The sequence below is a fragment of the Sulfurospirillum halorespirans DSM 13726 genome (assembly GCF_001723605.1).
In the GTDB taxonomy this organism is placed as follows: Bacteria; Campylobacterota; Campylobacteria; order Campylobacterales; family Sulfurospirillaceae; genus Sulfurospirillum; species Sulfurospirillum halorespirans.
In genome coordinates, this window is sequence record NZ_CP017111.1 from 983,133 (window position 1) to 996,888 (window position 13,756).

The 13,756-nt window shown below is 43.5% G+C and carries 13 protein-coding genes; 12 read left to right on the forward strand and 1 reads right to left on the reverse strand.

The annotated features are described in order from the left end of the window. Nucleotides 1-20: 20 nt before the first annotated feature. On the reverse strand, nt 21-764 hold the full coding sequence (locus SHALO_RS04845) for a ferredoxin-thioredoxin reductase catalytic domain-containing protein (protein ID WP_069477599.1): 744 nt from the start codon (nt 762-764) through the stop codon (nt 21-23). Between the two features lie 206 nt (nt 765-970). Here SHALO_RS04845 and SHALO_RS04850 point away from each other — a divergent pair, with 206 nt between their 5' ends. The 12 genes from SHALO_RS04850 (at nt 971) to SHALO_RS15500 (ending at nt 13,662) form a co-directional block, all read left to right on the forward strand. Next, the gene (locus SHALO_RS04850) at nt 971-1,531 is read left to right on the forward strand and encodes a TorD/DmsD family molecular chaperone (protein WP_069477600.1); all 561 of its coding nucleotides are present in this window, start codon (nt 971-973) and stop codon (nt 1,529-1,531) included. After that, the gene (locus SHALO_RS04855) at nt 1,528-3,804 is read left to right on the forward strand and encodes a molybdopterin-dependent oxidoreductase (protein ID WP_174543301.1); all 2,277 of its coding nucleotides are present in this window, start codon (nt 1,528-1,530) and stop codon (nt 3,802-3,804) included. Before SHALO_RS04850 ends, SHALO_RS04855 begins: the two co-directional genes overlap by 4 nt. 12 nt (nt 3,805-3,816) lie before the next feature. Next, nucleotides 3,817-4,455, forward strand: a complete 639-nt coding sequence (locus SHALO_RS04860; protein WP_069477601.1) for a 4Fe-4S dicluster domain-containing protein — start codon at nt 3,817-3,819, stop codon at nt 4,453-4,455. Nucleotides 4,456-4,459: 4 nt separating this feature from the next. Beyond that, entirely contained in the window at nt 4,460-4,822 is a 363-nt protein-coding gene (locus SHALO_RS04865) for a hypothetical protein (protein WP_069477602.1), read from the forward strand. Between the two features lie 81 nt (nt 4,823-4,903). Continuing rightward, on the forward strand, nt 4,904-5,596 hold the full coding sequence (locus tag SHALO_RS04870; RefSeq protein ID WP_069477603.1) for a response regulator transcription factor: 693 nt from the start codon (nt 4,904-4,906) through the stop codon (nt 5,594-5,596). Then, on the forward strand, nt 5,583-7,253 hold the full coding sequence (locus SHALO_RS04875; protein WP_084010726.1) for an ABC transporter substrate-binding protein: 1,671 nt from the start codon (nt 5,583-5,585) through the stop codon (nt 7,251-7,253). Before SHALO_RS04870 ends, SHALO_RS04875 begins: the two co-directional genes overlap by 14 nt. Beyond that, a complete protein-coding gene (locus SHALO_RS04880) occupies nt 7,246-8,910 on the forward strand; it encodes a sensor histidine kinase (protein WP_168156744.1) in 1,665 nt (554 codons plus the stop codon). The genes SHALO_RS04875 and SHALO_RS04880 overlap by 8 nt, the downstream gene beginning before the upstream one ends. Nucleotides 8,911-9,108: 198 nt before the next feature. Beyond that, entirely contained in the window at nt 9,109-9,399 is a 291-nt protein-coding gene (locus SHALO_RS04885) for a c-type cytochrome (RefSeq protein WP_069477604.1), read from the forward strand. An 11-nt stretch (nt 9,400-9,410) separates the two neighbouring features. Further along, entirely contained in the window at nt 9,411-9,917 is a 507-nt protein-coding gene (locus SHALO_RS04890) for a Rieske 2Fe-2S domain-containing protein (RefSeq protein WP_025344120.1), read from the forward strand. A 9-nt stretch (nt 9,918-9,926) separates the two neighbouring features. Continuing rightward, the gene (locus SHALO_RS04895; RefSeq protein WP_069477605.1) at nt 9,927-11,177 is read left to right on the forward strand and encodes a cytochrome b; all 1,251 of its coding nucleotides are present in this window, start codon (nt 9,927-9,929) and stop codon (nt 11,175-11,177) included. Further along, a complete protein-coding gene (locus SHALO_RS04900; protein WP_069477606.1) occupies nt 11,174-12,028 on the forward strand; it encodes a c-type cytochrome in 855 nt (284 codons plus the stop codon). The genes SHALO_RS04895 and SHALO_RS04900 overlap by 4 nt, the downstream gene beginning before the upstream one ends. Nucleotides 12,029-12,063: 35 nt before the next feature. Further along, nucleotides 12,064-13,662, forward strand: coding sequence for a methyl-accepting chemotaxis protein (locus SHALO_RS15500; protein ID WP_145923233.1), 1,599 nt, complete (start codon nt 12,064-12,066; stop codon nt 13,660-13,662). Nucleotides 13,663-13,756: the final 94 nt, after the last annotated feature.

A 13,756-nucleotide genomic window follows, 5' to 3' on the forward strand; every position in this document is an offset into this window, starting at 1 on the left:
TTGGTTGCTTTGGAGTTTCCTTACTCCCCGCTCTGCGTTTCCCCATCGTACGCCATAATGCCGTATTCGAGATTGAGCACGGTTTTAAAACCCATGTGTTTTAAAATACGTTGACAATACGCACTTCTGCTTCCGCTGTAGCAGTATAAAATGACAGGTGTGTTCTCTTTACCGTTTAACTGCTCCATAGCATTGTGAAAGCTGGTCGTGGGGATCAAAAAGTCGGTGCCTTTGATGCGGTTTCCTATCCACTCCATCCATTCGCGTGTGTCGACAAGGTTGAACTTCACGCAGCCTTGTTCTCTGGCTTCTAGGAGCGCTTCAAGTTCACTGCCATCGAGTTGCTCTTTTTTCATCAAGACTTCGCACTCTTCTTTGCTGAGACCGCGAGTATGCGTATGCGCTACTTCTTCTGTATTTTCTTCTTGGGCGAGTTCGCGTGCGTGCTCTGGGGTGCAGAAAATCGTGCAGTGGCATTTGCCCTTTTGAGGGATTTCTACCGTGAGTGCAGGCGTACAGGGGCATAAACGGTTATCCGCTTTGGCTTGTTCTTCAGGTGTGCTTCCGATGACCATAAAACAGGGACAATAGCGTTTTCCATAGATCAGTTTATTACGTGTTAAGCCTTGTTGGATGGACTCTTTAACTTCGGTGAGTGGGGTGTAGGCGAATCCAAATTGCTCGCATACTTTGTCGGTAAATGTCTCTGTTTTTTCAAATTCTGCTAGAAATTCGGGTGAATTCATATCTATTTTAGTTATCAAATGTATTTCCTTCATTTATTTTTATATGCCGTATTATAAAGAATTTGCATTGGAAGAAAATTAAAAGAACGCTTTACATGTAAAGCATCAAGAAAAGAGAGCGTTTACTCTTTACATGTAAAAGCATTTTTGCGATTTTTTTGCTCTTTTTTTGCTTTACCATTTCTCTAGTTGGTTAAAAAAATAAATTAAAAAAAGAGTTTAAGATGAAAACGATTCAACCGCACACTAGTTCAAGACTGGACGAGGTCAAACATCTTCGGGATATCTTCAATGCTCAAAATTCCAAAGAGCTTAAAGTTGCGTTTGATGCACTGAATGCTTCCATTGAAATTTCGGAAGAGGATTTGGAAGTGCAGTTCAATCGTTATTTTATAGGTCCGATGGAGCCTATCGCCGATCCGTTTGCTTCCATTTACATCGATGATCCTGATGTGGTGATGTCAAAAAGTACCTTACATGTAAGGGAATTATACGAAACGATGGGCTTTACGTATCCACTTAAAAACATCATTCCCGATGATCATTTAGGCGTTGAACTGGATGCTTACTACCAACTACTCTATCTTGAAGAGGCGAAAGAGATAACCTATTTAAGTGACCTTCGTCACTATTTTTTACATGAACACCTAAGCCTTTGGGTGCCGCGCTTCATAGCGCGCGCCTTAGAGCACAGTGAGCATGACTCCAAAGCCATGACCTTTATTTTATTACAGCTCAAATCGTTATTGATAAGAGAAACTACTACACAAGGAGTTACCGCATGAGTTACTCAAAGGAAAACGTTGAGTCCATTGTGAACAATGGCATCAGCCGAAGAAGTTTTTTAAAAGGACTAGCCGCCAGTGGTGTGTTATCTTCATTTCCCGGAGGCATTCTCCAAGCCAATGAAGATCTTAATACTAAAATACCGTATTTAGGTGAGAAGAGCTATCAAACGTTCCGCAATGCCTGTCCTAGAAACTGTTACGACACCTGTAGCATCAAAACCTATGTCAAAGATGGCGTGATGCAGTTTATCGAAGGTGCGACTGAATCTACCTATACGCATGGTGGCTGTTGTGTCAAGGGCAATTCGTACGTTAAGAGAGTTTACTCAGCCAGACGTTTGAAATTCCCGATGATGCAAGTGGGTGGCAAAGGTTCAGGTAACTGGAAACGTATCTCTTGGGATCAAGCGATGGACATTATCGCGAAAAAACTGTTAGAGATGAAAAAAGAGGACGGCACGCTTTTAGGTGCGGCGCTGACGAAATACTCGGGTAACTTTGGTATCACGCATTATGGTATCGAGGGAATGTTTAACTCCATTGGGTATACGACACGACTTGCTGGAACTCCTTGTTGGCCAGCAGGCATTGACGCGCAAAACCTTGATATGGGCGATATGTGGTGTAACGATCCTGAAGAGATGAAAGACAGTAAATTTATTATTTTGTGGGGTGTCAATCCTGCGAGTAACTCCATTCACTCGATGAAGTACATCTATGAAGCCAAGAAAAAAGGGGCAAAAGTTGTTGTCATCGACCCCGTTTTTACCGAAGCCGCTTCCAAAGCGAGTCAATACATTCAGATCAAAGCGGGCACCGATGGTCTCTTAGCCCTTGGTATGGCAAAGATTATTATTGAAGCAGGACTACATGATCAAAAATGGCTCGATGCGAACTCAAAAGGGTATAAAGAGTACAAAGCGTATCTTGATAAAGAGGTCAAATTAGACAATGTTTCCAAAATCACAGGCATTCCTTTAGCGATGATTAAAGAGTTGGCTTTATCGTTTGCCAAAGCGAAACCTGCGACGATTTGGATGGGTTATGGCATGCAACGCCACACCAATGGTGGTTCGATGATTAGGGCGATTGACGCATTCGTTGCCGTATCTGGAAACATCGGAAAATACGCAGGTGGAGCACGTTATGGACACCTCAATACCTGGGGCTTTAACTATGCTGCGCTGAGCCAGACAAAACCAGAAGGCAGTGTCGGATACACTGGACCTGAGGGGGCAAAAGGGGATGTTGCGCAAGGTAAAGATGCAAAATCAAACTATACCGACCGTTTCTTAAACATCAACAAAACCGCGCGCGAACTGATCAATGCCAAAGAGCCAAAAGTAAGACTTCTTTGGGTGGCATGTAAAAACGTTTTTGCGCAAGATTTTGACCGCAATCAACTCATCCGCGCTTTCCAACAACTTGACCTTGTTGTAGTGGCAGACCAATTTTTCAATGAAACCGCTAAATGGGCAGACATCGTTCTCCCCGTTGCGACGCAATTTGAAGAGTACGATGTGAACGTCTCTTACTGGCACTATTGGTTGACACTGAATGAGCAAGCGATCAAACCACTCTTTGAAGTAAAGTCCGATCTTGAAATCGCAGCGATGCTTTCCAAACGTATGAATCAACTCCAAACTGGCTCGTGTACCTTCCCTCAAAGTGTCGACACCAAAGCGATGATGGCCAAAGAGTTTAACCCTGGTATATACGAGCAATTTGGCATCAAATCATGGGAAGAGCTTAAAAATGGACCGGTCAAAGCCAAAGCGGTGATCCCGTATGCCGATGGCAAGTTTAAAACACCAAGTGGTAAATTTGAGTTTTACTCGGACAAAGCGTTGGAGCTTTTTGGAAGCGCCTTGCCAACGTATCTTGAAGTGCGCAAACCCTACGATAAATTCCGTATGACTTCGCCTCACAGCAGATGGAGCTTGCACTCACAGTTCCAAAACTTGGAATGGATGGAAGACGTGCATCCTGAACCTTATGTGTACATCAATCCTGATGATGCGGAAGCGAAAATGGTCAAAGAGGGCGATACCGTAGCGGTCTTTAACAAACAAGGGCTTTTGAGAGTCAAAGCCAAACTCACCGACAATGTTCAAGCAGGAACCGTTTTGATGTATGAGCAGTGGTATAACAACAACATTTACAACGTCAATGAGCTTGTCGATGACACCAGCTCTGACATGGGTGCGTTTAAAACGGGTGCGCCTGGTGTTGCACTGCACGATACCTTTGTCAATTTTAGAAAACTATAACAGGAGATTGTGATGCAAAAAGCTTTTTTAGTCGATGGCAGTATCTGTCTAGGATGTAATACGTGTGCAATGGCCTGTAAAAATCAGTATCATCAAGATAAAGGAATTTTGTGGCGCAAGGTGCGTGAGATAGGGGCGGAGGAGTATCATATTGATAACAACAATATTTTACCAACCTTAGTTTCGTACCAAAAAGCACCCAAAGCGGAGATGCCGATGGAGCGATTCTATTTTTCACTTGCATGTAACCATTGTGAAAACCCAGCCTGTGTGGCGATCTGTCCTGTGGGAGCGCATACGAAAGACCCTGAAACGGGCATTTGTAAACATGACCAAACGATCTGTATTGGCTGTGGAGGATGTGTCAAAGCCTGCCCATTTGGTGCTTCAAAGTTCAATGAAAAGATGGGACAAGCGGAGAAATGCAGTATGTGTTGGGAAAGACAAGCCGATGGTAAAACAACGGCATGTGTTCAGTCCTGCCCTGTAGGTGCGATCGCGATTATTGATCTTCACGATCCAAAGTATAAAGAGTATGCAAATGCTGCGCCAATTGGCATTGACTATGCGATTAACGCGGAGACGAAACCGACAACACGCTTCATTCATCCATCCATGCCCAAAGAGGTTTACAGACTTCCAAAAGGATAATCTTATGAAAACAACACTACGATGGATTGTGAGTCTTTGTGGTGTTTTTCTTTCACTCGCTTGGGGGCATCCTGCCCCAAGCACCTGTAGTTTTGGCGATCCTCGTTTTGAAGAACTTTCCCATCAAAACGTTGTGCTCATCGAGCCCAAAAACTACGTGGTGGGCGAAGAAAACTTCGTTATAATACAGCTCGAAAAGCCAGAACTTCCCTCGGGCTACATGGTAAGTGTCTTTGTCGATACGATCACATCGCCCAAGAGTGAGCCTGAAGTGCAAGGCTGGTACCCTAAGACGAGCATTAAGCCTTTGGTTGAGGGAGTCTATGAGCTGTCGGTTCGCGTGAACCTGATGTATAAGGGAAGCTGAGGCGGTATTTTGGTTGCAAGTCTTGCAAATACAAAGATACGTTTTACCGCAACAAAGCCAAAATGATAAGGAGCATCAAACGTGGATAAACTTTTTTTTGAACGATTGAAGACGCTCACCATTCTTTATGCCGAAGATGAAGAGGGCATCCGTAAAAATATTGCGGCATCGCTTCGCTACTACACCAAAGAGGTCATCGAAGCGGAGAACGGCAAAATTGCTTTAGAGCTCTACAAAAGCGAAAAACCAGACATTGTACTGACCGATATTTTAATGCCCGTGATGAACGGCGTGGATCTGGTACGAGAGATTCGTAAAACCGATGAAGAGACACCTTTGGTCATTATCTCGGCGCACACCGATAGGGAGTATCTGCTTAAAGTGGTCGATCTGCATTTAGAGCAGTACATCATCAAACCTGTCAATCTCAACGGTCTTTTAGAAGCCCTCGCACGCTGTTTGAAACGCATTGCTCAAACGCATACGATTGTGTATGAACTTCCCTGTGGGTACTCGTACGATGTCGATCATAAGCTGTTGACGTATGAAGAAGAGACGATTCATCTCAATAAAAAAGAGGCGGGATTTTTGGAGTTACTGCTGCATAACAAACAGCGCATTGTGACCTACGATGAGTTGCAAGCCCATGTCTGGCAAGATGATGTGATGACCGATAGCGCGCTTCGCTCACTGGTGCGAAATTTACGCAAGAAGTTACCGAAAGATTTTATTACCAATTTATCAGGGGTTGGGTACCGATTTGAGATGTGCTAGACTCTTTGTTTTACTGCTTGTACATGTAACCTTTGCCATGGCTCAGGAGTGGAAAAATCCTTTTTATTACCGCAGTGACGACACCGCTTCTGTACTCGTCAATGAGCGCGTGGCGGGCTCTCACATCAAAGTTTTTTTACCTACCATGCCTTATTTGTATGTCTCAAAACTGGTTAATGGCACATTGGTTCGCTCTAGCGGCAACCATGAGGGATGGGAGTATATGATGGCAACATCGTATACGAAGATAGACGAGCTCACCTATGAATTTTCCTTGCGTAAAGGGGTTCTGTTTCAAGATGGAACACCGTTTAACGCGGACTCTGTGGTGGAAAATTTTGCCTATTTTATGAAAGACCCTGTCGTTTATTCGGATATTCATAAACGACTCAAAGGCGTAACCAAAGTCGATGATACGACCATTCGCATTCATCTGCACAAACCCTACGGACTGCTTTTTAGCGACCTGACCTCCATCAATCTTTACACATCTGCCTACCTCAAACGCTACGGCTGGAGTACCAAAGAGGGTTCTACATGTAACAGTATGCAAGCCCCTGGTCCGTATGGTTTGGGACCGTATATTTTAAAGCAAGGGTACGCGACAGGGCGGTTTCAAACGCCTATTTTAGAGCTCAAAGCCAATCCCAACTATTATGAAGCGGGCTTGCCTTACATTGAAAATGTGACGATCTATACCGAACTAACCTCCAATCAATCAGTCTCAATGGCGTTGGAAGAAGAGCGTTTAGACATTACGCCCATCCCGTTTAATAAAAAAGTGGAGACGGTGCTTTCCAAATATGCAAGGCTCTACACCAAGCCTTCAACGCACAGTATTTCGATCTACTTTAATATGCTCAAACCTAACAGTAAACTCCAAGATCAAAATGTACGCATCGCGCTCAATAAGGCGCTCAACCAAGCTAATCTGCTCAACTTTGTCTACAAAAAAGAGGGTGAGTTAGCCCCCACGGAAGCTTCGGTGAATTATCGCTCCGTAAAACTGGCAACAGAAAATCTTCAAACATGGGGTGAACGTGCACGCCAAAATCCCGAAGAGGAAAAAGAACTCAAAAAGATTTTGAACGGTTTGGAGCTCGATGTCATCACGATGGATCGTTTTATGTTTTTGTGGCGAGGCATCGAGTATCAGCTTAAAAAGTACGGCGTGACCCTGCATTACACGACCACACCAAATGAAAAAGAGATCTACGAGCAACTGCTCACCAATAGAGAATCGCCTAAAAAATGGGATATTTTGACATGGGGCAATGATGACTGGAGCAGTCATAATCCTTGGACAGCCTTTTTTGCGTATCGCATCTCCGATAAATGGTCGGCGATCGATAAAGACGATGTGATGCAAGAGTACATCGAGCACTTTTTCGATGTCGAATTTCAAAGCCCTGCCTTTGATGAGGTGGTTTCTAAAATTGTCAAACGGGCGTATGAGAAGGCGTATATGCTTTTTGTGCCTTCTCCAAACATCGTGCTAGCCGTAAATAAAGAGGTTTCGTATGAGCCTTCATCGGTTCTATTGATGCCTTTGTGGAAGGCAAAATTGACGAAATATCACTGGTCAATCAGGGGCAATACAGCGTACCCTAAAGAGCGTGAGGCTCCCATGTTACCATTAAGGTTTGATTATGATTAAGTATCTCTCCATGCGCTATAAATTTTTTCTGATGGCATCTTTGGGCATTTGTGCGATTGTTATGCTCTCGTTTTTAGCCTTTGACATTACCAACAAAGGTGTGGTCAATGTCAACAATGTTTTTGAAGGCTCCAAGCGGGTTCAGACGATTCAGCAGAGTTACATTTTGCCGCTGTTTAAGCTTCGCGAACAATCGCTCTCACTGATTATGGCGCCCAATGAAGACCTACGCAAAGACATTCTTCAAAAAATCAATGAGATGCACCTTCAAATGGAAACACCGTTTAGTAAACTTCCCGCACAAGTGTATTCCCAATGGAAAAACTACGTCGGATTGATCTTAGCCAATCAAGCGTACCTCAAAGAAGATTTTGAAGAAGGGGCGTTTATTAACGCCAATACGGCGGAGCGCGATCAGTTTTATGCCCTGATGGATTCACTCGAAGTGTTGCAGCAAAACGAGCTCACCCATTCGTCTGAAACGTACTCAAAAGCCAACAAAGAGGCGATTAATTCGCGTTATTTTATTGCAGTTTGGTTGATTATTATTGTGCTTTTGACCTTTATGTTTGGCTTTTTTATTGCTAAAAATATTGTCGATTCTATTTTACATGTAAGACGTGGACTGAGAGAATTTTTTGACTACTTGAAGTCGCCTTCCACCGAAGAAGCCACGCGCATTCACATTCCGCTGACCAACAAAGATGAGCTAGGCGACATGGCACGCCAGATCAATCAAAACATCGAGATCATTCAAGCCAATCTAGAACAAGATAGCAAACTGATCGAAGATGCAACCAATGTTGTGGAAGATCTCAAACTGGGCAATCTAGATCGCAGACTCGTGGCTTCGGGCAATTCTGACCAACTCAATCTGCTTAAAGCGGTGATGAACGAGATGCTCGATAATTTGGAACTTCGCATTCAACAAGAGATCGATGAGCGCACTCGCCAAGAACAGCTTTTGATTCAGCAAAGCAAACTCGCCGCTATGGGGAATATGATCGGCAATATTGCGCATCAATGGAGACAACCCTTAGGTGAAATCAACGCACTTTTAATGATTATTCAAGTCAGGCAACACTTTGATGACTTTAACGAAGCGTTTTTAACGGAAAAGATTGAAGAGTGTAACCGCATCACCGCGTATATGTCCAACACGATCAGCGACTTTCAAAACTTTTTCAAACCCTCCAAAGACAAAGAGATTTTTGAGATCAACGATGCGTGTGAGCGGGCGAGCTCCATCATTCAAGCATCGCTTCGCTACCACTCGATTGAGTTCGCATTTGAGGCAACTGAATCGATCAAAGTTTTAGGTTATCCTAACGAATTTGCCCAAGCGCTTTTGAACATTCTCTCCAATGCCAAAGATGTCTTAACCGACAGGCAGATTGAAAATCCGTTCATTCACATGAGCGTAAAAAACGGCGAAAAATACACGCTGATTAAGATCGAAGACAATGGTGGTGGCATTGCTCCTGAGTATCTTGAACGTATTTTTGAGCCATATTTTACGACCAAACATGCCAAACAAGGCACGGGAATTGGGCTTTATATGACTAAGATGATCATCGAAAACAATATGAACGGCATCGTAACGGTTAAAAATACAGAGCATGGCGCGCTTTTTACGATTAAAATTAAACATCATTAAACATATTGAATTCTTGACACGTCTTTAAAGCAAAGCTTTAAAGACTACGTTAACACTTGGTTCTCTTTGGCAGAGTGCCCACGCACCTTTGGTGCTCTATTAACTTAAAAAGATTAATTAACTTCTCTTTTTCATCTCAGCCACATTTTTTTGCCACTTTTTTTCACTACTATTCTCGAAACATTCAAGGAGTCGTAGATGAAAATTATCTCAAAATCACTTATTATTGCCACCATGTTGGCGATTAGTGCGCAAGCAACCCCACTGTATACCAAGTGTGTTGCCTGTCATGGAGCCGCGGGTGAGAAAGCTGCGTTAAACAAAAGTTTGATCATCAAAGATATGAGCAAGGCTGATTTCATAAGTGCCATGAAAGGCTATAAAGATGGCAGTTATGGCAAAGATCAAAAAGCGTTGATGAAAGCGCAAGTAGCAGCTCTAAACGATACTCAGATCGAAGAGATTGCCTCTTTTATCACGAAAAAATAGCGGTCTTGACGATGGCAACGTGTCAAAAAAGACGTGATTTTATAGGCATGGCACTCACAGGCGTTACCGCCGTGGGTGGCGTGTGTGCATTGGGTGCTATGAAAAAGAGTTGGGATCCACTCCCCAGTGTTCAATCAGCTGGCTTCGTCACCGTCGATGTTTCCACGATAGAAGAGGGCGAGGCGCGCAGTTTTGCGTGGCGCGGAAAGCCCATCTTTGTGTTACGTAAAAGCGCTGATACCCCTAAAAATGCGAAGCGCGATGTGGTCATTGGCGAAAAAGTTTTTACGCTTGTCATCGGACTGTGTACCCATCTTGGTTGTATCCCTTCGTATGATGCAAAGCAAAAAAGTTTTATCTGCGCCTGTCACGGTGGCGTTTTTGATGCAAGCGGCATCAACACCTTTGGCCCGCCTCCTCGTCCACTGGACATTCCTCCCTTTAAAATTGCTGGTGAAACGCTTGTTTTGGGTGAAGAAGGCGAAGAGTACAAAAAATTAACCGCTAAAAAAGCGTAGGAGTAGGGCATGGCAGAAATACGAAAAAGCGAAGGCTTGATAGACTGGCTCGACCAACGTTTAGCAGTTAAAGCGTTTATGCGCGTGATGATGACTGAGTACTGGATCCCTAAAAATATTAATTTTCTCTGGGCAATGGGTGTTGTTTTGGTGGTGCTTTTTGGCGTGTTGTTGGTAACGGGACTACTTTTGTTGATGTACTATAAACCAGACATCAACCTCGCGTTTGATAGTGTAAATTACACGATTATGCAAGAAGTAGAATACGGTTGGTTGTGGCGCCACATGCACGGCGTTGCAGCTTCGGCGACGTTTCTTATCATCTACATTCACCTTTTTACGGGCATTTATTATGGCTCTTACAAAAAAGGGCGTGAGATGATCTGGATCACAGGCATGGTGCTTTTTATCGCCTTTTCCGCCGAAGCCTTTAGTGGTTATATGCTTCCGTGGGGGCAGATGAGTTACTGGGCAGCGCAAGTGATTACCAATCTTTTCAGTGGTATTCCTGTCATTGGGGATGATGTCGTCATCTGGATACGGGGTGATTACGTGGTAGCGGATGCAACGTTGACGCGCTTTTTTATGCTGCATGTTGTGTTGCTTCCTTTGGTGATTATCGTCGTGATTGCGGTGCATTTTTACTCACTTCGCTTTCCGCATGTGAACAATCAAGAGTCTGAAGTTTTGAACTTTGATATGGAATCGAAAAAGTTTCTAGAGGGGCGCAAAAAAGAGTCAAAAGTCGTTCCTTTTTGGCCTGTGTTCCTCTCCAAAGATTTCTTTGTGGTTGGCTTTTTTATGACGGTTTTCTTTGCATTGGTCTGTTATCAGTTTGATTTTGCGATGGACCCGATCAATTTTGAGCCTGCAAACTCAATGAAAACGCCTGCACATATCTACCCTGAGTGGTACTTTTTGTGGAACTACGAAGTGCTTCGAGGCTTTTTCTTTGACATCGGTGGCATGGCGGCGATGGACATTGGGTTGATCGCATTTGTGATCGCTAATATCGTCTTTATGGTATTGCCTTTTTTAGATCGTAATCCGATGAATACAGCCCCTGCGCACAAACGCCCCGTGTTTAAATACTGGTTTTGGCTTTTAGTGTGCGATATGATCGTGCTTACGGTCTATGGCAAGCTTCCTCCCACTGGTGTGAATGCGTGGGTGGGTTTTGTGGCTGCGGTTGTTTTCTTAGGGCTGTTTATCGCCCTTCCATTCATTACCAAGCACGAAGCCAAAGGAGATGCACAATGAGAGAGATCAAAATTTTAGCCATTGTGCTTTTCTTTACCGCCGTGACCTATTGGGGTGTGGAGCCTTATGCGCATTCGCAAATGCACCCGCATGTTGCACCTGCTGACTTTAGTTTTAAAGACATAGAGCCTTTACATGTAAACGGAAATATTGAAAATGGTCAAGTGTTGGTCGAAGCCAATTGCATTGCGTGTCATAGCATTAAAACTCTAGGTCTGGAAGCGCCTATGAGCGTTGAAGATGCGGCGAGTGCCTATGGTGTCGTGCCTCCAGATCTCAGTCATGCAGGCGTGATTTACGATAAAAATTACCTTGCAGGCTTTTTGAAAGACCCTGTGGGTGCGACCAATCTTTCGCATAAATTTGGGGATGCAAAACCGTATGCAATGCCTAGCTACAGCTTTTTAAGCGAGCAAGAGATCGCCGATGTGGTGGCGTATCTTAAAAATATTGTCGCTACAAAGGCGTCCGATAAAACAGTCTTTGAAGAGGCGTGTGGCAGATGTCATAGTATGAAGTACGATGGACTCAAAGCGCAAACACCGAACGCTTTTATCAAAAGCTATCTTGGAGCTGAGGCACCTGATGTGTCGATGATGATTCGCTCCAAAAAAGCGGAGTATCTGAGCACGTTTATAAATGAGCCGACAAAGATGGTTGAGGGCATTGCGATGCCTCGTGTGGGACTTACCGAAGCGTCTCAAGATCAAGTGATCAACTACATGGAAAGTGTGGGAGACCGCAAAAAAGCGGAGCGTGAAAGCCTTGGCTTAAAGCTCATTGGATTTATGGCTATTTTTACCCTAATAGCGTATTTGTGGAAAGTTCAAATTTGGAAAGAGGTGGAGTAATCCGCCTCTTTTTTTCGTGTCAACTTAAAGGTAAGATGATGTTAAAAACAATCAAATCAAAAACTATTTTTACGCTCTTTGTTGCAACGCTTGGTACGCTTGGTATTTTATTTTTTTTAATATCGTATGACTTTGAAAAATTGGCTAAAAGTCAATTTAAAACCTCTTCAACCATGCTCTCTTCCGCCATTTTTCAAACCATCAAAGAGAGTATGAACTCTGGTGATCCACAAGTAATCGCAACTACCATTCAAAATGCTGCATCTATTTCGGGTGTAACGCAACTGAAAGTGTATAAAAGTCCATCGGTTAAAGAGCTTTTTGCAAGCCCGAAAGATGAGCAGATTCCTGCAAAATTAGAACCGCTTTTACACCAACACACAGAGTTTTTTGAAGAGTTTAAAGAAAAAGATCAAGAGTACATACGCATAGCGCTTCCTCTCAAAGCTGAAGTATCGTGTCTTAGCTGCCATGCCAATGTGAAAGAAAATGATGTTTTAGGTGTGAGCGAACTGATTATCTCGACACAAACATCTAAAGAGAGTATTTTTCGTGCCAAACTGCGCATTGTCTTTTTTATGGCATTAGCGGTAGCCCTTATCTTGATCAGTTTTTCGCTCTTTTTTAAAAAAGAGATTTTTGGTGTCATTGAAACGTTACGGTTGATGGTTTATAACGTGGCAAAAGGTGATTGTGATTTAACAAAACGCCTTGAGATCAAGCAGTACGATGAACTAGGGGTTGTTTCATCGCTTATCAATGAGTTCTTATCTAAAATACAAACGACACTTCACGATGTTAAAATAAGCTCCTCTCTCAATCAAGAGTCTGCCCAAGCCTTAAGAACGATTGCTGCTTCTGTTGTTGAAAAGATTGCTTCGCAAATTGATGCGATTGCACAAGTTCACCGTTCCATCATGGCAATACGCAGTGAAACAAATGAGTCGTATTCCCTCTCTCAAATAAGCTCTACGAATCTACAAGAAGCACGAAAATCGCTCGGTCAGCTCTTTTGTGAGCTTGAAGCTTCCGTTGCAGCTATACAGTATGATAGTGAGCACGAAAGTGCATTAGCCGATAAAATGACACAATTAACCACGCATGCCACACAGATCAAAACGGTTTTAGAGACGATTGAAGAGATTGCATCGCAAACCAATCTGCTCTCTTTAAATGCGGCGATTGAGGCAGCGCGTGCGGGTGAGCATGGAAGAGGATTTGCCGTGGTGGCAGATGAAGTACGTAAGTTGGCAGAGAAGACTCAAAAAAGCCTTGAAGAGATAAGTCTTGTCGTGCATGCCATTACCACAGGAATTTTGGAAATTAGCGCTGAAATTCAAAAGAGCTCTGAAAATGCCACAGCTATCTCGCTAAACTCTCAAACGTTGATTGATGAGGCAAAGAAGTCTGATGCAAAGCTTCTGTTGGCAACCCATAATGCAGACGAGACCATGCAAAAAAATAGCCAAACACTGCATCATATTGAAGCCTTGGTTGATGTGGCGCACACCATGGTTCACCTCGCAGAGGAGACTCAAGAGACAACGCTCGGGTTACAAACCATTTGCACGGAGCAAGCAAAAAAGAGTGATGATTTAAAAAGCATGCTTCAAGCCTTTCGTACCCAAAAATAATCTCAACTCTCTTCCTTTTTTAGCCGAAGAGAGTTCTTCTTTTCTTTCCTATTTTTTCGCCAAAAAACTCTTTTTACCTGCGGTTATTTTGCTC